Raw genomic sequence first — 19,779 nt, forward strand, 5'->3', positions numbered from 1 at the left:
ATGCCTTGTTCGTTGATATAAGGCCGATTTAAGGTTTTCGGCCGAACGAGCTGTGGCGAGGGTGCCGGAAGCATAGAGCGCGAAAACGGGCCGGTCGCGCGAATCGCGCGACCGGCCCGTTCTCACCTGGTCTGTTGGGCTCTGCGGAGGGGGAGTTCGGTCAGGCCGGTTCGGCCTCCCGGCGCTCCCCGGGTCCCTCGGACTCGGTGGTCTCGGCCGCCTCCCGTACGACCTCAAGCCGCTGCTCCCGCGCGACCTCCTGCTCCGCGGCCTCGACGATCTCCTCCGCGCGCTGGTCCGCGGCGGGTTCGAGCGCACCGGGGTGGCGCAGCCAGAGGGCGCCCAGCGGCGGGACGCGCATCGTGGCCGAGTACGGGAGACCGTGGCGCGGCTCCTCGGTGGCCTGGACGGCGCCGAGGTTGCCCACGCCGCTGCCCGCGTAGTCGTAGGCGTCGGTGTTGAGCACCTCCTCCCACTCGCCGGGGAAGGGCAGCCCGAGGCGGTAGTTCTCGTGCGGTGCGCCGGAGAAGTTGGCCACACACGCCACCACCGAGCCGTCCTCGGCGTGGCGCAGGAAGGAGAAGACGTTGCCCAGCGCGTCGTCGGCGTCGATCCAGCGGAAGCCGTCGGGGGAGGCGTCCACGCTCCACAGGGCCGGAGACTCCTTGTAGACCCGGTTCAGGTCGCGCACCAGCCGCTGCACCCCCTTGTGCCCGTCGAAGTCGAGCACCCACCAGTCGAGCCCGCGCTCCTCCGACCACTCGGAGCCCTGGCCGAACTCACCACCCATGAACAGCAGCTGCTTGCCCGGATGGGCCCACATGAAGGCGAACAGCGCCCGCAGGTTCGCGAACCGCTGCCACTCGTCGCCGGGCATCTTGCCGAGCAGCGACCCCTTGCCGTGCACCACCTCGTCGTGCGAGAGCGGCAGCACGAAGTTCTCCGAGTACGCGTACATCAGCGAGAACGTCATCTGGTGGTGGTGGTACTGGCGGAAGACCGGCTCGTGCCTGAGGTACGCGAGCGTGTCGTGCATCCAGCCCATGTTCCACTTGAACCCGAAACCGAGCCCGCCCAGGTGCACGGGGCGGGAGACGCCCGGCCAGGCGGTCGACTCCTCGGCGACGGTGACGATGCCCGGCGCCTCCCGGTAGGCGACCGCGTTCATCTCCTTGAGGAACGCGACCGCGTCGAGGTTCTCCCTGCCGCCGTACTCGTTGGGCGTCCACTCGCCCTCGCGCCGCGAGTAGTCGAGGTAGAGCATCGAGGCGACCGCGTCGACGCGCAGCCCGTCGATGTGGAACTCGCGCAGCCAGTACACGGCGTTGGCGACGAGGAAGTTGCGCACCTCCCTGCGACCGAAGTCGAAGATGTAGGTGCCCCACTCGGGGTGCTCGCCCCGCGCGGGGTCGGCGTGCTCGTACAGCGGGGTGCCGTCGAACCTGGCCAGCGCCCAGTCGTCCATCGGGAAGTGCGCGGGGACCCAGTCGACCAGCACCCCGATGCCCGCCTCGTGCAGGGCGTCGACGAGGTGGCGGAAGTCGTCGGGGGAGCCGAAACGCGACGTCGGGGCGTAGTAGGAGGTGACCTGGTAACCCCAGGAGCCGCCGAACGGATGCTCGGCCACCGGCATCAGCTCCACGTGCGTGAAGCCCATGTCCACCACGTAGTCGACCAGTTCGACGGCGAGCTCGCGGTAGGACAGGCCGGGGCGCCACGAGCCGAGGTGCACCTCGTAGACGCTCATCGCCTCCCGCAGGGCGTCACCCTCCGCGCGGCGCCGCATCCACTCGTCGTCCCGCCAGACGTACTCCGACTTCTCGATCACCGACGCGGTCGCGGGGGGCAGCTCGGTGCGCCGGGCCATCGGGTCGGCCTTGGCCCGCCAGACCCCGTCCACACCGAGGATGCTGAACTTGTAGCGGTCGCCGGGGCCGAGGCCGGGGACGAACAGCTCCCACACGCCCGACCCGCCGAGCGAGCGCATGGGGTACGCGGCGCCGTCCCAGTGGTTGAAGTCGCCGATGACCCGCACGCCGCGGGCGTTGGGCGCCCAGACGGCGAAGGCGGTGCCGTCCACGTCCTCGTGCCGCATCACCCGCGCGCCGAGGACCTCCCAGAGCCGCTCGTGGCGTCCCTCGCCGATGAGGTGCAGGTCCATCTCGCCCAGGGTGGGCCAGTGCCGGTAGGGATCGGTGGTCTCGTACGGCTCGGCGCCGGCGTAGGCGATCCGGAGGCGGTAGTCGGGGATCTTGTCGACTCCGGGCAGGGTGACCGCGAACACGCCGTGGGCGACGTGCTTCATGTCGTGGGACTTGCCGTCCACGAGCGCCTGGACCTGCTGCGCCATGGGGCGCAGCGTCCGGATCGTCACGCCCTCGGGACCCAGGTGCGACCCGAGGATCGAGTGCGGATCATGATGTGCTCCGCCCGCGAGCCGGTCCAGGTCCAAGTGCGCGCTCATGGCTTTACTCCCGTAGATCGATAGCCCCTACCTTGCCCTACTCGGGTGACCGAACCCATGCCCATGTCCGCTATCACCATGCGTATTGGGAAACGTGCGGAGCCAAAGGAGGGAAAAGTCACGATTGTCGGTCATGTGGGGGCCATCACAACGCTGTTCGCCGACCGTATCCGATCATCGGCGGCGGCGTCCCGGTTGAACCGGCCGATTCCAATGATCACGTCACCTAACACCACCCGGTGCCGCTCCGTGCGATCAAAAACTGCATAAAGCAGCAGAAAGTAGCAGTTCAGTGCGGGTTTTTGGCGGTGACGTCGCGGGGGGTGATGCGGAACCCCTGCCAGTGGCTCGGCATGGGGTCGGCGTCCTCGTCGCGGGGGACGTGGTGGTAGCCGACGTTGACCCACAGGACCGGATCGGTGAGCCGCTCCCCGTTGGTGTAGCGGTCGACGGACAGGGCGCACCCGGGAGACGGGTTGACCGTCGCGAGCCGCTCGCAGGAGCGGTAGTCGGTGACGTAGAGATCGGCCCGGGTGAAGGCCTCGTCGGCCGGACCCCGGTACTGGGCGGTGTCGGAGTTGTTGATCTCCCAGGAGACACGGTGCCCGTCGGCGTTGCGCACCTTCCTGTCGACCACCCGCCACCAGCGCATCGGCCTGCTGACGGCCTTGGTCTCCGTCCCGAACACCGTCCGCTGAATCTTGCGGGTCGCGGTGCCGGAGCCGCCGAAGTCGTACTGCTCCACGACGTCGTCCGCCCGGCCCGCCACGTCGAAGTCCAGGCGCCAGAAGATGTTGTGGGTGTGGTTCGCCTCGAACCCGGTGGCGCCCACCCCGATGGGCCAGCCGTGCTCGGGCGTGGTGGTGAACCCGGCGAGCGACCCCGTGGCCCCCACGCGCGGGGTGATCGCGCCGTCGTCGGAGAAGGCCCACTCGGCGAGGTAGGTGTACCAGCCGACCTGGAAGGCGGCGAAGACCACCAGGTCACGCCCCTGGGCCGTCATGTTCAGCTGATCGGGGACCGCCTTGAGGTACGCGTGGCCGCGCGCCCTCGTCGTCACGCAGACGAACTGCTCGCGGCGCTCGCCCAGCGGGCAGTCCGCGGCCCGCAGCGGGATGGCGGCATATCCCAGCGAGCCGATGTCGTGGTAGCGGGGCCTGCCCCTGTCGTACGGCACGTGGATCTGGGCGAGCGAGGTGCTGCGCAGCACGGTGATCGGCCGATGGCCTCTCGGGGTGTAGACGATCCCGGTCAGGGTGAGGCCCTCGACGTTGCGCATCTCCCAGCAGAGCTGCCAGCGTGCCCCGTTGGGCAGGGTCTTGTCGACGCGGTACGGCGCGTTGCAGGGGGCCGCCGCGGGCCGCGCGCCGGTCCCCGTCGCCGCCGGTGCCGTCGGCGGGCCGGAGGGCGGCGCCGCGCCGGAGGAGGTGAGCTGTGGCGGCAGCGGCGGTATTGGTGCTCTCGGCGCGGAGGGCGGTGCGGCGAGCCCTCCGGCGAGCAGGGCGCAGGAAAGGGTGAGGCGGAGGAACACGGATTACCACTCCAGGGTGTGGATCTTCTTGGCGGACAGGTCGACGACCATCCGGCTGGTGTCCAGCCAGGTGCCGTCGGGCAACCGGACGAACAGCCGCAGGCACCGGTGGACGTCGCACTCCTTGGCTGACCCGCGCTCGCCGTACGGGGTGAAGATCAGCCCGCGCAGCCCCAGCTCCGCCGCCGACCTCAGCGGTCCGCCCCCTGCCTTGGTGTACGCCTCGCGCACGGTCTTGCCGTATCCCGGGTGGGCGAGCAGGAGGGCGGCGGCCGTCGTCTCCTCCTCCTTCGACGGCGGTGGCTGCACCCCCCGCGCCACGGTCTCCCGTACGACCTTGCCCCGGCCGAGGTCGACGGTCCGCACGATGAGCCTGTCGCTGCCGTAGTCGTAGAGGTACGCGTCGGCGCGGCGCCGGTCGGAGGCGTCCTTGTCGTCGTCGCGCTCCACGTAGAGCAGCTTGATCCGGCCGGCGGCCATGTGTGATCTGGATCCCGCCGACGCGATCGTGGTGGCCTGCGCGACCTCCTGGCCGGTCAGCGGGTCTTCCCGCGCGGGCGCTCGCAGGGCGGCCCCCGCGGCCTGCGACCCCTGCTCGCCGGAGACGAACAGCGCCGCCCCGGCGACGACGGCCACCCCCGCCCCCGCGACCGCCATCACCATCAGTCTTCGCCCCATGAGCACCTTCTTTACTCACCGTTGACTTTTCCTTGCGAAGAGTAGCGATCGGTGAGTCTCTCGGCGGGTCCAAAGGCGTATTGCACTTTTGGTTTACGTTGTTGGTTTTTGTGGGCTTTCATCCACGTTCAGAGCCATGGCGGGCCACGTGGTCACGGAGTCGCGCGGCCACGAGGCGACGATGACGTCGATCGTCATCTCGTCGTCGCCCGGTGTGCCGGAGACCTCGATGGTCACGCCCGTCCACCTGCCCTCGGGCAGGTTCAGCGCCGGTGAGGTGTCCCTGCCGATCCTCGCGTTGCCCTGCGAGGGGTACAGGTCGTTCGCGTCGCCCCTGTTGCCCAGGCTGCCCGGCCTGGCGAGCTGGCGCAGGCCGTCGGCCTGCATCAGCTCGATCGCGAGGCGCCGCTCGTCGTCGACATTGGGAACGGCCTCGTCCACCACGTAGGCGGCGATGCCCTGGTCGGGCAGGAACTCGTCCTGCCCCCGCCGGCGGCGGTACTCCACGACGACGTACTGCGTGCTCGTCATCGTCCGGTCGTTGTGGACGACGACGAAGTCGCCGCCCTCGGCCGCCGGCCGCAGCGTGATGCCGCGGGTGGTCTCGGTGACCAGGCGCGGGGTGACCCAGTCGTGGAACATGCGCAGCATGCTGGTCGGGAAGACGGGCGTGACGCCCCCGTTGCCCCACGACCCCGCCGCCATCAGGCAGAAGTTGCCCAGCCCGTGCGACTTGACGCCGGTCTGAGCCCGGTCGGTGTCGTAGTAGTCGGCCCAGCGCGCGGCCAGGTGCCCCCACTCGTGGGCGCAGACGCCGACGTTGCAGTCTTCGGGAACGGTGAGGAAGGTGCTCACCTGGAGACCGGGCCCGACCGTGATCGGCTGCTCGCCGACGGTCCACTTCAGGCTCCAGATGAACTGCAGCCCGGCGGCGTCGGAGAAGGTCTCGGCGCCGGGACCCGCGTGCACGACGAAGAGCGCGGTGACCCGGTTCTCGCCGAGCGCGTCGTAGGAGGGGTCGAAGACGACGCCCGCCTCCAGGGCGGCGAGCACGGCGTCGCGCGCCATGCCCTGGGCGTTGCGCGGGAAGTTGCGCTCGTCCATCCCCGACTTGTCGTTGGCGTAGAAGGCGAGCGTCCGCGGCAGCCGGAACCAGCCGAACACCTCGCCCTGCACGTCGATGCCCCGCCCTTCCGGGCCGCCGTCGAAGCCGCTCACCTTCCGGTAGAAGTCGCGCATGCTGCCCGGCTGGGTGCCGAACAGCAGCCGTTCGAAGTGCGCCGCGTCGTGGGCGGGGTCGTGCGGCCGGTCGTCGAAGTCGACGAGCAGCACCAGGGTCCTGACGACGCCCCTGAGCTTCCTGGGCGGCCGGCTGATCAGGCTCGCGTCGGGGGCCTGTGGGGTGACGCTGCCGTCGTCCAGCCCCGCCGCGCGCGGTCCCCGACGCTCGGAGCGCCACACCGCGTAGTAGTCCTCGAACGTCAGGTGCTCGGGCAGGATCCCGGCGATCCTCAGCTCGTGGAAGCGTGCCTCCAGCCTGTCCAGCGCGTCTGGCGCCAGCGGAACGAGATGCATGGTGTCCCCCCATCGTCCGTTCTTGCGGCGAAGGTAGGGCTCGTGGGGGTTCGTGTCGTGAGTAGTCCCCTACTCAACCGGTGACATGTGCGACATCGGCTGCCTCCGGGTTCCGGAGGCAGCCGATGTCGTGTCCCCGAGGTCAGCTACAGGTCGAGCCGTTCAGGGTGAAGGAGCCGGGGGCGGCGTTGGTGCCGCTGTAGGCGCCGTTGAAGCCGATTCCGGCGGACTGCCCGGGGGTCAGGGTGCCGTTGTAGGAGGCGTTGTGGCCGGTCACGACCTGGCCGGACTGCGACCAGGTGGCGCTCCAGCCCTGGGTGACCTGCTGGTTGCCGGGGAAGGTGAACTTCAGCTCCCAGCCGTTGATCGTCGAGGTGCCGGTGTTGGTGACGGTCAGGTTGGCGGTGAAGCCGGTGTTCCAGCTGTTGGCGCTGTAGGTCACCCGGCAGGAGGCGCCGCCGGGCGTGGGGGTGGGCGTCGGGGTCGGGGTCGGAGTGGGCGTGGGCGTGGGCGTCGGGGTGGGGGTGGGCGTCGGGGTCGGGGTCGGGGTGTTCAGGCCGAAGAACTGGATCGCGGACTCGGCCATCCCGCCTTGGGGCAGGTTGTGCCCGACACCCGGCAGGCTGTAGGCCTCGACCTTGACGGTGCCGGTGGAGTCGGCGTAGCGGCTGCGGTTCCAGCCCTGCCGGGGGGTGTCGGTGGAGGTCGGCGTCTGGCTCAGACCGTGGACGTTGGTCCACTGCTTGACCGCCTCGCCCAGGTTCGGATAGCGCAGGGTGGAGTCCTCGGTGCCGTGCCACAGCTGGACGCGGGGCCGGGCGCCGGTGTATCCGGGATAGGCGGCCCGTACGAGGTTGCCCCACTCCTGGGGGGTCCTCACGATCGTGCCGTTGGCGCACTCGCTGTTCCATCCGGAGGAGCTGGCGAAGCAGCCGAAGGGCACTCCCATGAAGGCCGCCCCGGCCTTGAACACGTCCGGGTACAGGCCCAGCATGACCTCCGTCATCATCGCGCCTGAGGAGGCGCCGGTCACGTAGACCCGGGAGGGGTCGCCGTTGTGACGCTGCTGGACGTAGTTCACCATCGACATCAGCCCGACCGGGTCGCTCCCGCCGCCGCGCCTGAGCGCCTCGGAGGAGGAGACGTCGAAGCAGTTTCCGCTGCGGGTGGCCGACGGGTAGATCACGATGAACCCGTACTGGTCGGCGAGCGAGGCGAACTGCGTGCCGGAGTAGAAGGCTGGGCCGGAGCCGGTGCAGTAGTGCACCGCGAGCAGGATGGCGGGACGGGGCGCCACCCGGTCCGGGACGTAGAGGTGCATCCGCAGGTTGCTGGGGTTCGTCCCGAAGCCGGTGACCTCCACCAGGGAGGCGGAGGACGCGGGCGAGGTCGTGAGCGCGAAGCCGAGCAGGAGGGGAAGGACCGCGCACACCACTCGCAGGGCCGTCCTCATCCGACTCTTCCCCGGCCCCCGGTCGGTCCGGCGTGGAACATCGCTGTCGGACATCGTCGGTCTCCTTTCGGCCATGGCCGATCGCCGGAGCCCCCTGACCGTCGTGGCCCCGGCGTTCGACGTCTTACGCTTGTCGCCGAAAGTTAAATTTGTTAGCCGAAATTTTCAATCACAGAGTGGAGATGCGGGTTCGCGTCCGACGTACGCTTTCCTTTCCATGGCGGTTTCCCGCAGGTGAGAAACACCTTTGGTGCCGAAAGCAGTACGGATGCCCCCGCCCCCTTCGATGAAAGTTTCCATCCTCCCGCCTTCCCAGGCACGTTCCGGGTGGCGTACGGAGGACTCGGACTCAACGGGGCGGTGCTCAGCCGGGCACGGATTTCCACGGGCTTCCGGCGACGAGCCCGCCGTCGACGCGGATGCTCGTCCCGGAGATGAAGGACCCCGCGTCCGAGGCGAGAAGCAGGCACGCCCCGACCAGTTCCGAGGGCATCCCCGGCCTGCGCAGGGGGCAGCGCTCCAGGATCCAGGAGGCGCGGTCGGCGTCCTCCCAGAGGGGCCGGGACAGCGAGGTCATCAGGAACCCGGGGGATATGCAGTTCGCCCTGATGTTGTATCGGGCCCATTCGATGCACATCGTCTTGGTCACCTGTGCCAGGGCGGCCTTGTTCGCGCCGTAGACGGAGACACCTTCGAGCCCGATCTCCGTGTTGATCGACGTGACGTTGATAATGGAGCCGCCCCCCGTCGCCCGCATGACGAGCATCGCCTCGCGGGCGAGGAAATACGCCGCCTTCAGATTCACATCGGAAATCTCGGTCCACAGTTCGGGGGTGACGTTCGCTATGGGCTCTCTGGTGTTGATGGCGGCGGCGTTCACCAGCACGTGGAGGGCGCCGAATTCCTTCTTCACCGCGTCCGCGAGATTCTCAGGGGCGCGTGGGTCCCGCAGATCGGCCGGCGCCACCGCGAATTCCGCCTTCCCCGCCTCCAGCAGGGATATGAGATCCGCGCAGCGTTCCACACTGACATCGCTGACGATGACACGTGCCCCCGCCGCGGCGAGCCCCGCGGTCAACCATCCTCCGACCCCGCCACCGGCTCCCGTGATCAGGGCGACTTTTCCGCTCATGTCGAACAGGCTGGCTGGAGCCATATCGTCCAGGCTCCATGAATTATTCTGATCGTGCGCCGACATCGTTGCGGAAAGGCCGTGATGACTGTTATACATGAATTGCCCATCGATTGGTGCCGTGGCTTCATGAGGTCAGCTCCAGAGGCGCAGGATATCCGACGTCTGCTCCCTCCCCAAGAATCCTGAAATGCTGACACGCCGCCCCTGTGTCGTCTCTTTCACCGCATGGAGTCGTGTTGACCTGATGATGACCAGGTCGCCGACGCCTGGCTTTATGGTGATGTCAGGCGAAGGCAGGCTTTCTGCATCGAAGCCATACGTCCCTGATATGGAGGGGATATTCCAAGATTTGACCCCTTCGAAGGTCAGGTCCCAGACATGTAGTTCTCCGCCGTCCTCCGGGGCCTCCAGATACAGGTTCACCCCGAACTGTTCCGTGAACCGGAACCTGCCGCGGAGGGTCGGGCCGGCCTCGCCGATGATGTCGAAGTGCGGCAAGGCGGACATTCCCGCCTCCCAGCTTCTCATCATTCCGAAGACAAGGGGCTGGTCATGATATTTCAGGAGACCCGCGCCACCCGGCCAGATCTCGTCGATCTCCGCCCTGAACACGTCCGCCGGATTCGCGAAGGGAAGAAACGCCTCCCTGAGCGAGCGCAGGACCGACCGGGACCGCCTCAGGTATTCCTCCGAGCCGTCGGCCTCACCGCTCACGGTCTCGGAGAAGGCCTTGACCTGACTTCTGTATATTCTCTGGAGCGAACTCTCCAGGACCGATGGGATCGCATTCAATCGGGCGTGTTCGCATATCCGGTCCGATACATAGGAAGGCACCTGCAGGGCCAGCACGGCCGGATCACTCAGGAGGTCTCCCAGGGATTGCTCCAGTGAGGGCGATCTGATCAACAAGTGGTCACCCCTTCTGTCGTAGCTCCGTCAACGCGGCGGAACCTCCGGCGAAGACGTAGCCGGTGTCCGACCCGACGGCGATCAGCGTCGCGCCGTGATCGACCTCTTTTCTCGCGGCGGCGGTGCTCGGGCAGAAGATGCCCAGGGGGACCCCGCTCTCCTCGCACGCGGTGCGGACGCGGTCGATCATCTCGGTGAGCAGGGGGTTGGCGAGGTCACCGAGGATCCCCATGCTGCCCGAGAGGTCGTACGGTCCGACGAAGACCGCGTCGATGCCTCGTACGTTCAGGATGTCGTGAATGTTCTCGACGCCCTCCGTGTCTTCTATCTGAGCGATCACGGCCACGCTCTCGCCCGAGGTCTCCAGATATCTCGCGAAACTCGTTCCGTAACCGTGAGCCCTCGCTATGCCGACGCTTCTCCTGCCCGCAGGGGGATATTTCGCTCGCTCCACGGTGATTCTGGCCTGCTGGGCGGTTGACACATGGGGAACGATGATTCCGTCGCAACCCGTGTCCAGCGCGTGTTTGATCCATGTCTCCGAGTCGTCGGGAACCCGGATCACGGCATATGACGCGGGCTGCAGCACCTCGATGATTCTCTGCGTACTCTTCAGATCGAGTATGGCTGAATGTTCGAGGTCAAGGAAGAACCAGGAAAACCCGGCTTTCTGGAGCAGCAGTGCCACCTCCGGGGAATCCAGAGTGATCAAAGTGCCCAGCAGGACGTCCTGTGAGTCCAGTCTGCTTCTGAGGTTGTTCACGAGTTGAGTGCCTTCTTGAGTGTCTGGTAGTGAACGCTGTGCTCAATGTCGGGATTGAGTTTGACCAATCGCTCCAGACCGGCTGCCCGGACCTGTTTTCCCTCGTTTATCTTCGGCGAGAAATGCCACAGCATGTTGAAGTAGTCGAGCATGATCTTCGCCAGCACCGGATCGGAGATCAGCACCGAATCCATCGATCCCGTCAGGTCGACCGGCGGGAATATGAAAACGTTCACCCGGCCCTCCTTGTAGGTGATGTGCAGGCTGAGTGGATGGGGCAGAGGGCCGATGTAGTCCTGGTCGAACACCGCGAAGGAGACCCGCCCGGTGGCGAGTAACTCGCAACTCCGCTCGGCGAGCCACAACGACTTCTGCAGGGTGTCCACACTGGCTATGCTGCGGAAACTCTTGAGCGGGCTCCGGCGACTTTTTATGCTGTTGTGAACCTCCGTGAAATACTTGTCCAGACCGGGATGTTCTCCCTTGGGCGGCGACAGGTTCAGGGTGCTGACGGTGGTGGCCCCGACGGTGATGCCGACCAGCTTCTCAAGAAACTCCTCGCTGGTGGTGAAGACCTCGATTCCCCTCGCCGGTTGCCTGAGCAGCCTCTCCTGCCTGTCGCGGATGTTTTCGAGGCGCCCGTAGACATACCCGATGAAGGTCGCCAAGGTGCCCAGGAGATATCCGGCCACGAGATCGAGTGGTACGGGTATCGGCCGGGGGAGAAACAGGTTTATGACTCCGACGGGCAGCGCAACGATCACAAATAGCCCTGACAGCCACATTGCGAGTTTCCCTGCCACGCGAGTCGCCTCGTCACTCAACGCGCCACCTGCTCGTGTCAGTGTCCGGCCGATCGTCTGGCGATCAGGTTACGCCCGCACCACGATCCTTTGTAGGCCTATATCGCGAGTGCCCGACGATGATTCGCGACATATCCAATGGATTTCAGTGATCGGTCACCTTTTTCTGACCGGAATGCATGGGCGTAAACAGATGTAAACAGGTGCGAGCGGACAGGGGTGCGGGCGGATGGATCACCAGGTGTTCCGGTAGATCTTTCAGGTGATGTCTCGCCTGAGTGGTGCCGCGACGGCGACGGCGGTGGCGATCAGGGCATAGGCGAGCAGTACGGCGGCGCCGACCGGCGCGGAGAGCAACACGGCGGCCGATGTATCGGTCTGGTCGGCGATGGCGTCGGCGAGGTAGGTGAATCCGGTCAGCGCGGCGGTCGCGCCACCGGGCAGGTAAGGGTAGGCCGCCTTGACGCCCGGGATGAGCATGAGGACGATCTCGATCATGTAGAGGTAGGCGCCGACGGTGACGAGTGCCGCCACCTGGTTGCGCAGGATCGCCCCCACCGCGGCTCCGAGCAGGGTGTAGAGGGCCATGGCCAGAGCGATACGGGCCAGGAGTGCCAGGACGGTGCTCGTGGGCAGGCCGAGTACGACACCCCTGAGCGCCGCCGCGGAGAAGAGGGCACCGGCGGCGGCGGTGCAGGCGATGAGACCGTAGGTGAGTCCGCTTCCGGTGTAGGTGAGGAGCTTGGCCACCAGCCAGGTCCATCGCCGGGGGGCGAACAGCGCCGTGGTGGTGATGGTCCGGTGCCGATGCTCGGCGGTCACCGCGGCCGTTCCGAGCAGCGCGGGGACGAACATGGTGAACCCGAGCAGGCCGAGCACGATGTGCACGCCTTCGGCCGTCTCCAGGCCCGGCATGGGCGGGGTGAAGTTCTCCGGCCCGACGAACGCGAGCATCCCGGTGAAGGCACCGCTGCCGAGAGCGGCCAGCAGCCCCCACAGCCATAGTCTGGTGCCGGTCAGGCGGCTCCATTCCGCCGCGATGAGAGCGATCATCAATGGTCTCCGGTGAGATCGAGGAAGGTCTGCTCAAGGGTGGGGCGTTCGGGGGTGATCTCGTGCAGGGCGATGCCGTGATCCGCCGCGACGGCCGCGACCTGCGCGGCGGTCATGTCGTGAATGCGCAGGGTGTCCGGTCCAAGGACCTCGGCGGGGACCGTGAGGTGACTTCTGAGCAGGTCCGCCCGCGGTGACCGGACAAGCACGGCCGCCTTGCCGTACAGCTCGGAGATGGGGCCCGCGGTGACCAGTCGTCCCTGACGTATCACCACGATGTGGTCGGCTGTCCGCTCGATCTCGCCGAGGACGTGGCTGGAGATCAGGATGGTGCGGCCCTCGGCGGCCAGGTCACGCAGGAAAGCGCGCAGCCAGGCGATGCCCTCCGGGTCGAGGCCGTTGCCCGGCTCGTCCAGCAGGAGCACACGGGGGTCGCCGAGCAGAGCGGTGGCCAGGCTGAGACGCTGGCGCATGCCGGTGGAGAGGGTGCCGGTGGTGCGGTCGGCGAAGGCCGACACCCCGGTCACGTCGGCGACCCGCAGGGCGCGGGCTCTGCCATACCCGCCCATCCGGGAGTAGATCCGCAGGTGGTGCAGGGCCGTGTGGGCGGGGTGGAAGCCGGAGCCGTCCAGCACCGCGCCGACGGTCGCCGACGGCCTGGTCAGGTCGGCGTAGCGCTTTCCTTCGATGGTGGCGGTGCCCGAGGTGGGTGTGACCAGCCCCAGCATCATCCGCATGGTGGTGGTCTTGCCTGCGCCGTTCGGCCCGAGGAAGCCGGTCACCGTGCCGGGGGCGGTCCGGAAGGTGAGGTCGGTGACGGCGGACACCGGGCCGAACGCCTTGGTCAGGCCGCGTACCTCGATGCTCATCGCCGCACCCGCGTCAACCGGCGCCGGATCTCCTGGGCGTCCTGAGCGCCGAGGATCAGCTCGTCGACGCCCGCCACCCTGTGCTTCAGGACGACCCGCACGCCGGGAACGCCTCGGCGGGCGGCCACCAACCGCTTGACGCCGCCGAAGGACGTCCACGTGCCGACCTTGACGTAGCCGCTGACCACCAGCCCTGAGCGCAGCCCCTTGGCGGCGCCGAGCGGCCGGTCGAGGTGGTGCACGTCGGCGATCGCCTCCAGGGGCACGTCCACCTGGTCGGTCCTGACGAACGGTCGCGCCCACGAGGCGAAGCGCACGCTCAGCGTTCCTTCGTGAATCCGTATCTGGATCATGGTGCCTCCTCGACAAGTTGTATCTGTTCTATTAGTTGTATATCAGATAGTATGTCGATGTGCACCTCACCCTTGACCTGGACAGCGAGATCCCGATCTACCAGCAGATCAGGGACCGTGTGGTGGAGGCGATCGCCCGCCGGCAGGCGCGCGAAGGCGACCCCCTACCGTCGACGCGGCAGCTCGCCGCGGACTTCGGCATCAACTTCCATACTGTGAACAAGTCCTATGACCTGCTACGACAGCAGGGCGTCATCCGGATCAACCGCAAGAGCGGCGCGGTCATCCGCAGGGATGCCGACACCGGCCCGCCGGAGGCCGGATTCACCGAAGACTGGGAAGAGAGAATGCGAGTACTCCTGGCGGAAGCCACCGTTCACGGCCTGGACCGTGACGACGTGATCCGACGCTGCGAGGCGATCGTCGCCGGCTTCGGGACACGGCCATGACGCCTTTTCTCGCCGCGGACCTGGCCTTGATGATGTTGGCCACCTGCCTCATGCTGGTGCTGCCCGCGCTGGCGCGGTCGACGCTGCCGTTCGGGGTACGGGTGACCGCCGAGCGGGCGGGCGACCCGGCGATCGTCACTCAGCGGCGCACCTACACCCGCCTGGTCCTCGTGGGAGGCGCCGTCGCCGCGGCGGTCTCGATCCTCACAGGGTGGTCCGCGGCGGCACTCGGGGCACTGGTCGTCGCCGATCTGCTGTTGTACTACCGCGCGCATCTCAAGGTCCGCGCCGCCAAGAGCGGCGGAGGATGGGCGGGCGAGCGGCGTCAGGGCATCACCATGGACACGACCTTCCGCACAGATCCGGTCCGCGTGCCGTGGGCCTGGGGATCGCCCGCCCTCGCCGTCGTGCTGCTCACCGCGGGGATCGGCCGGTGGTCGTCCGGCACCCCGGCAGGATGGTTCGAACCCGTGCTGTTCCAGGCCGGGGCCACTCTGCTGGTCGTCGTCGTGATCCTGATCGTCCTGCGTGCCCGGCCCGACCTCGACGCGGCCCGGCCCAAGTCCTCGGCTCGCCGCTACCGCGTCTACCTGCGCGGCGTGGCCGCCTTGTCGCTGCTGTCCGCCGCCTGCCTCAATCTGAGCCTGCTCGTCTGGGCGTTGCGGCAGTGGGGGATCGTCGCGGACACGGTCGTGTGGCTGGTGGCGGGGGGCCTGCCGCTGGTCGCCGTGCTGGGCGGATGGCTGGTGTGGGAGACGAGGGTAGGCCAGGCGGGACACCGCCTGCCTGCCCTGCCCGGCGAGCAGGAGGAGGACACGGGGATGGCGCAGCGCGACGACGACCGGCACTGGTTCCTCGCGGGCACGATCTATGCCAACCGGCGCGACCCCGCCCTTCTCGTCCACGCTCGCCTGGGCTCCTCCAGCTGGACGCTCAACCTCGGACACCCCGTCGCCTGGCTGCTGCTCGGCCTTGTCGCCGTCGGCCTCGCCTGGCTCGCCGTGGCGGAGATCCCGTCCGTCGGCCTCACCTGGGAGCCTCTCAGGTGAGGTGGCCGGTCGGCACGATCGGGCTGAACCGTACGGGCAGGGCCTCCAGGCTGCGAACCCACAGCGAAGGGCGCCATCGCAGCGCGTCCGGTTTCACGGTGAGATAGACGTCGGGCAACCGGTCGAGAAGGACCTCCACGGTCGTCTTGGCGATGATCTCGGCGAGCTCGGGCGCGGGGAAGGGACAACCGTACTCGCCGTGGCCGAAGGACATGTGCGCACGGTTGGCGCCGGAGTCGGCATGGGCGGCCGGTCGCACCTGCGGATCGGCGTTGGCCGCGGTGACGCCGAGCACCAGCATGTCGCCCCGGCGAATGCGCCGCCCGCCCAGCTCGCAGTCCTGCACGGCCCAGCGTGAGGGCAGGTTCGGCGTGGGCGGGTCCTTCCACAGCACCTCGTTCAGCGCCTCGCCGACGCTGCTGCGGCCGCCCTGCAGGCTCATCGAGAAGTGGTCGTCCACCAGCATCAGCCGCAGGGCGCTGCCGATCCAGTTGGCTGTGCTGTCGTGGGAGGCGATCATCACGACGATCAGATCCATGACGATCTCCTCGTCGGTGAGCCGCGAGGGGTGTGCCAGTACGCGCGAGGTGATGTCGTGGCCCGGCAGGGTGCGCTTGTCGGCGATGAGCCGGCCTAGCTTGTCCAGAATTCGGGCAATCGCCGAGGGGGCCTCCTCACCTCCGCTCAACACGTAGTTGACGTCCTCGACCAGTTCCGGCAGGTCGGTCTCCGCCAGCCCGAACAGCCGGGTGATGACCTGAGCCGGGATCCGGTAGGCGTACCGGGAGATCAGGTCGGTCTCGCCGTCCCCGGCGAACTCGTCGATCGCGAGGTCGGCGATCTGCTCGCAGATCATGGCCAGCTCGGTGCGGTCGACGGCGTCCATCGCGTCACTGACGGCGCCGATCCGCCGCTGGTGCTCGGCCCCCTCGGAGTACATCACGGACGGCTGCCATGTCACCTGCGGGAGCGACGGCCAGTCCGGGGGGAGGTGATCCTTCAGGTTCCAGCGCCGGGAGTCGCGGCCGAACAACTGCGGCTGGCTGGCGACATGGTGCAGCTCGCGGTAACCGATCACGTACCAGACGGGGATGCCGTCGAGGAGAACGGGGACGACGGGGCCGTGCTCGCGGCGCATCTCCTGGAACAGCGCGGTCGGGTCGTCGCCGATCAGTGCCCCGTACAGGGGTACGGCATTGGCGTGGTCGGCGTATCCCTCCAGCAACTCCCGCCTCCGCTCGGGATTCTGCGATCCGGGCGAGGCGGCCGACGGGTCTGTGGAGTCGGGCAGGGGAGGGGAGTTCGTCACGGCATGCTCTCTCGGGCGGGCGACTGGTCGTAGGTGCGGGTGAGGTGCTCGATGAGCGTGATCAGCACGTGCTTGGCCGAGGACCGCTCTCTCGCGTCGCAGTCGATGAGCGGGACCTCGGGCGACAGTGCCAGCGCCTCGCGCACCGCATCCAGGGTGGGCCCGTCGGCGAAGCGGTTGACGGCGACGACGAACGGGGTCCGGTGGTGCTCCAGCCGGTCGATGGAGTACCAGGAGTCCTCCAGGCGGCGGGCGTCCACCAGGACGACCGCGCCCAGACTGCCGGCGAACAACTGGTCCCACACGAACCAGAACCGCTGCTGACCGGGCGCGCCGAACAGGTAGAGCACCTTGCTCGCGTTCAGCGTGATCCGGCCGAAGTCGAAGGCCACCGTGGTGGTCGACTTGTTCCGTACCTGGCTGGCGTCGTCGATGCCCACGCTCGCCTGGGTCATGACCTCCTCGGTGCTCAGCGGGCGGATCTCGCTCACCGAGCCGACCAAGGTCGTCTTTCCCGCCCCGAACCCGCCGACGACCACGATTTTCAGGGCGTCCGCGGCGGTGGTGCGTAGTGGCGTTCGCACGGCGGCCGCCATCTGGTCAGAGGTTGTGGAGTGCAACGAGCACCTGCCTCAGGATTTCTGGATCCGGTCGTCCGGCCTGTACGGCGGTCGACGGATGACGGACGGTGATGCGACCGGTGTCCAGCAGGTCGCATAGCAGGATCTTCACCACGCTGACCGGCAGTCGCAGTTCCGCCGAGATCTCCACCACCGCCGTCGGCCGCTGGGCCATCCGCAGGATCTTGATGTGCTCGGACTGCATACCGGGGGTGGGGGTGCACTCGCTGACGATGAGGGAGACGGAGTCGAAGGTCTTCTCGTCGGCGCTGGTACGCCCTCCGGTGACCGTGTAGAGCCGGTCGGGGTCTTCGCGGTCGATGGCTCGCCGTGTCATCCGCGGTCGTCGCCACTCTGCGTTTGCCGCGGTGCCGCGGTGAGGTAGACCCCGATCTGCTCCACCAGTTCGTTCATGTTGTGCGCGATAAGCCCCACCTCGCCGTCCTCGTCGGCGACCACGGCCAGGTGGGCACCGTCCCCGGCCGGCACGATGAGCAGCAGTCCGCCGGCGAACTCCACCATCGCCTGCCCCGCTCCGATGCCGTCCCCGAACTCGGCGGAGGCGCTCAGCGAGAGGCTCTGGATCCCGGCGGCCAGGGCGGAGAGCTGGTCGGCCCCGTCCCGGCCGAGACCGGCGGTGAAGCTCATCTTCAGGCCGTCCCTGGTCAGCACCAGCACATGCCTGATCCCCGGGGTCTTCTTCTTGAGGTTCTCCAGTAGCCAGTCGAAGTCACGATCGGTGGTGTTCGAAGCGTCGGTTGTGCTCATAGAAACGACGGGGTGCCCCTTCGGCGCGGGCCCGGGAGGGACGGCCCCTGCCTCCTCATCTGTGAATCCAAAGATGTCCGGTGGTCGGCGGACACGTGTCAAGAGTCGCCCGGGGCCGGGGAAGGGGCCGGAGGGGACGTAGGCCCACGGCCGCCGGCCTGGCGGAACGCGGCGAACCTCGCAGCCGAGTCACGCCCCTCGCGCACGGGCTTGGCCGGCGACGCCTGCCGAGCCCTGGTCGCCTCGGCCAGCGTCTGCCCCCGGCGCCGCCTGGGCAGCAGATCTTCTGACTCGTCGGCCGGCCCCTCCTGCGCGGGTACGGCCGGTGCCGGCACGGTAGCCGACGCCGTGGCCTGCGCGGTGGTCCGCACGGCGGCCTGCGCAGTGGCCTGTACGGTGGCCCGCACGGGGCGGCGGATCAACGCCTCGGCGTCGGGCGGCACGGTGACCGGCAGGGGCTGCGTGATCAGCAGGCGCGGGATCAGCATCACGACCCCCATGCCACCGCGGGCGGACGACCGGAAGCTGACCGTCATCCCGTACTTGTCGACCAGGCGTCCCACGACCGCCAGGCCCAGCCGGGTACCGGACAGCGTCCGCATGTCGAGCGGCTCGGACACGATCCTGCCGGCGTGCTGCCGCTCGCGCGGGCGCATCCCCAGGCCACTGTCCTCGATCGTGATCACCACACCGGCGTCCTCCTCGTCCACGTACACGTGGACCTCGGTGCCGTGCGCCGAGAACGTGGCGGCGTTGTCCATCAACTCGGCCAGTGCGTGCATCACGCCCTCGGCCGCGTATCCCGCGACGGCGGCGGTGCTGGTGGAGTGCAGCCGGATGCGCCGGTAGCCGCCGATGCGGCCCATCGCGCCGCGCAGGACGCTCTCCATGACGATCGGCCGGGTCCATCGCCGCCCGGAACGGCCGCCGCTCAGCAGCGCGACGTTGTCCGCCAGCCGGCTCACCTGGGAGATGCGGTGGTCCAGGTCCAGCAGGTCGGCGAACACCTCCTCGTGCTCGCCGTACTGCTCCTCCAGCTCGCGCAGCCGGGCGAGCAGGCTGGTGGCCTGTGCCTGTACCCGGGCCGCAGCCCCGGCGCACGCCGCCATCACGGCGGTGCCCCTGCGCTCGCTCTCGGAGAGCTGCCGCGCCGTTTCGCGCAGCAGGTCGCGCAGCGGCTCGTGCTCCGGCTGGTGTATCTCGGCCAGCGCGGAGTTCACCGCCATCCGGTTCGTCTGGATCCGCCTGACCAGTTCCGGCAGCGTTTCGTCGATCAGCCGGGAGATCTCGTCCTCGGTCGTCTCACGGGAGGCCTGGGCGACGGCGCGCTCGCGTTCGAGCAGTTCGAGCTCGTGCCCGGCCGAGCCGAGCAGGTGCCGCAGCGGGCCTTCCGGAGGCTGCGGCATCTGGGAGAGCGCGTCGGCGACCGAGGCGCCGTCGCGCACCTGACGTCCCAGCGAGGGCAGCGACTCCTCGGCCATTCGCAGCGTTTCCCGCTCCAGCCAGGTGAACCGCGCGCCGGCCCACTCGGCCTGCTCACGCAGCCGGCGACCGGTGCCGGCGTAGTGGACGGCGGCGGCGACGGCGCCGGACAGCAGCAGAGCCGAGACCCCGCCGACGAGCGCCATCAGCCCTCTGGCCTCATAGGGGGCGGCGTATATCGCCCACAACCACGCGCAGGCCGTAATGACCATGGTGCCGAGAGCGGCGAGGACCACCAGTTCCCTCGGTGAAAACCTTTTCCGCGCCCGGTGGGGTACATCTACTGACATCGGCGTCCTCGGGGGTGGCGGCAGGGCATGACAAGGCCGCGTCGAACCTGCTGTTCCCTGTCGGGCGGGACGGCCATGCGGTGCCGTTTCAACAGCAGAGCGTGAACAGGCAGACACCGTAGCACCATGGCTACGGTCAAGAACAGACAGTCACTCTCGAACCATGTGTTTCAGTTTTAATCAACCAGTAGTCAACGCATCCATTGACTAATGCTCGCTATTAGGA

At 68.1% G+C, this 19,779-nt stretch carries 19 protein-coding genes; 2 read left to right on the plus strand and 17 right to left on the minus strand.

Translation table 11 applies throughout. The features are described 5' to 3' along the window. Window positions 1-160: 160 nt before the first annotated feature. From glgB to ABZ664_RS12860, 12 genes are all read right to left on the minus strand, one after another. Window positions 161-2,464: a 1,4-alpha-glucan branching protein GlgB gene (glgB, locus tag ABZ664_RS12805; RefSeq protein ID WP_362507480.1), complete on the minus strand. Its 2,304-nt coding sequence runs from the start codon at window positions 2,462-2,464 to the stop codon at window positions 161-163. Window positions 2,465-2,753: 289 nt separating this feature from the next. Next, complete coding sequence (locus ABZ664_RS12810; protein ID WP_362507483.1) at window positions 2,754-3,995, minus strand: copper amine oxidase; 1,242 nt, start codon at window positions 3,993-3,995, stop codon at window positions 2,754-2,756. 3 nt (window positions 3,996-3,998) lie between these two features. Then, window positions 3,999-4,673: a hypothetical protein gene (locus tag ABZ664_RS12815; protein ID WP_362507486.1), complete on the minus strand. Its 675-nt coding sequence runs from the start codon at window positions 4,671-4,673 to the stop codon at window positions 3,999-4,001. A gap of 93 nt (window positions 4,674-4,766) precedes the next feature. Next, window positions 4,767-6,248 carry a M6 family metalloprotease domain-containing protein gene (locus tag ABZ664_RS12820; RefSeq protein ID WP_362507489.1) on the minus strand — a complete coding sequence of 494 codons (1,482 nt, stop codon included), beginning with the start codon at window positions 6,246-6,248 and terminating at the stop codon, window positions 4,767-4,769. A 142-nt stretch (window positions 6,249-6,390) separates the two neighbouring features. Continuing rightward, window positions 6,391-7,701: a PHB depolymerase family esterase gene (locus tag ABZ664_RS12825; RefSeq protein WP_362507492.1), complete on the minus strand. Its 1,311-nt coding sequence runs from the start codon at window positions 7,699-7,701 to the stop codon at window positions 6,391-6,393. A gap of 364 nt (window positions 7,702-8,065) precedes the next feature. Beyond that, entirely contained in the window at window positions 8,066-8,857 is a 792-nt protein-coding gene (locus tag ABZ664_RS12830; protein WP_362507495.1) for an SDR family oxidoreductase, read from the minus strand. Window positions 8,858-8,968: 111 nt separating this feature from the next. Next, window positions 8,969-9,685, minus strand: coding sequence for a 2OG-Fe(II) oxygenase (locus tag ABZ664_RS12835; RefSeq protein ID WP_362507498.1), 717 nt, complete (start codon window positions 9,683-9,685; stop codon window positions 8,969-8,971). A 64-nt stretch (window positions 9,686-9,749) separates the two neighbouring features. Then, on the minus strand, window positions 9,750-10,508 hold the full coding sequence (locus ABZ664_RS12840; protein WP_362507501.1) for an aldolase/citrate lyase family protein: 759 nt from the start codon (window positions 10,506-10,508) through the stop codon (window positions 9,750-9,752). Next, complete coding sequence (locus tag ABZ664_RS12845) at window positions 10,505-11,332, minus strand: hypothetical protein (RefSeq protein WP_362507504.1); 828 nt, start codon at window positions 11,330-11,332, stop codon at window positions 10,505-10,507. Before ABZ664_RS12845 ends, ABZ664_RS12840 begins: the two co-directional genes overlap by 4 nt. A 237-nt stretch (window positions 11,333-11,569) precedes the next feature. Next, on the minus strand, window positions 11,570-12,364 hold the full coding sequence (locus tag ABZ664_RS12850; RefSeq protein WP_362507507.1) for an ABC transporter permease: 795 nt from the start codon (window positions 12,362-12,364) through the stop codon (window positions 11,570-11,572). Beyond that, window positions 12,364-13,233: an ATP-binding cassette domain-containing protein gene (locus ABZ664_RS12855; RefSeq protein ID WP_362507510.1), complete on the minus strand. Its 870-nt coding sequence runs from the start codon at window positions 13,231-13,233 to the stop codon at window positions 12,364-12,366. Before ABZ664_RS12855 ends, ABZ664_RS12850 begins: the two co-directional genes overlap by 1 nt. After that, window positions 13,230-13,586, minus strand: a complete 357-nt coding sequence (locus tag ABZ664_RS12860; protein WP_362507513.1) for a hypothetical protein — start codon at window positions 13,584-13,586, stop codon at window positions 13,230-13,232. The genes ABZ664_RS12855 and ABZ664_RS12860 overlap by 4 nt, the downstream gene beginning before the upstream one ends. A 59-nt stretch (window positions 13,587-13,645) precedes the next feature. On the opposite strand from ABZ664_RS12860, the gene ABZ664_RS12865 reads away from it, so the two are divergent. Then, window positions 13,646-14,035 carry a GntR family transcriptional regulator gene (locus tag ABZ664_RS12865; RefSeq protein ID WP_362507516.1) on the plus strand — a complete coding sequence of 130 codons (390 nt, stop codon included), beginning with the start codon at window positions 13,646-13,648 and terminating at the stop codon, window positions 14,033-14,035. Then, on the plus strand, window positions 14,032-15,084 hold the full coding sequence (locus ABZ664_RS12870; protein WP_362507519.1) for a hypothetical protein: 1,053 nt from the start codon (window positions 14,032-14,034) through the stop codon (window positions 15,082-15,084). The genes ABZ664_RS12865 and ABZ664_RS12870 overlap by 4 nt, the downstream gene beginning before the upstream one ends. On the opposite strand, the gene ABZ664_RS12875 is transcribed toward ABZ664_RS12870, so the two are convergent. From ABZ664_RS12875 to ABZ664_RS12895, 5 genes are all read right to left on the minus strand, one after another. Beyond that, window positions 15,077-16,393, minus strand: coding sequence for a cytochrome P450 (locus tag ABZ664_RS12875; RefSeq protein ID WP_362507522.1), 1,317 nt, complete (start codon window positions 16,391-16,393; stop codon window positions 15,077-15,079). The two genes, ABZ664_RS12870 and ABZ664_RS12875, sit on opposite strands and share 8 nt — an antisense overlap. Beyond that, on the minus strand, window positions 16,390-16,989 hold the full coding sequence (locus ABZ664_RS12880) for an ATP/GTP-binding protein (protein WP_362507525.1): 600 nt from the start codon (window positions 16,987-16,989) through the stop codon (window positions 16,390-16,392). Before ABZ664_RS12880 ends, ABZ664_RS12875 begins: the two co-directional genes overlap by 4 nt. A 4-nt stretch (window positions 16,990-16,993) precedes the next feature. Then, window positions 16,994-17,350 (minus strand): DUF742 domain-containing protein, encoded by a 357-nt coding sequence (locus ABZ664_RS12885; protein WP_362507528.1) that lies wholly within the window; start codon window positions 17,348-17,350, stop codon window positions 16,994-16,996. Next, window positions 17,347-17,781 (minus strand): roadblock/LC7 domain-containing protein, encoded by a 435-nt coding sequence (locus ABZ664_RS12890; RefSeq protein WP_362507531.1) that lies wholly within the window; start codon window positions 17,779-17,781, stop codon window positions 17,347-17,349. The genes ABZ664_RS12885 and ABZ664_RS12890 overlap by 4 nt, the downstream gene beginning before the upstream one ends. Window positions 17,782-17,879: 98 nt before the next feature. Next, window positions 17,880-19,499 (minus strand): ATP-binding protein, encoded by a 1,620-nt coding sequence (locus ABZ664_RS12895; protein ID WP_362507534.1) that lies wholly within the window; start codon window positions 19,497-19,499, stop codon window positions 17,880-17,882. Window positions 19,500-19,779: the final 280 nt, after the last annotated feature.

The organism is Streptosporangium sp. NPDC006930 (genome assembly GCF_040635605.1).
In the GTDB taxonomy this organism is placed as follows: Bacteria; Actinomycetota; Actinomycetes; order Streptosporangiales; family Streptosporangiaceae; genus Streptosporangium.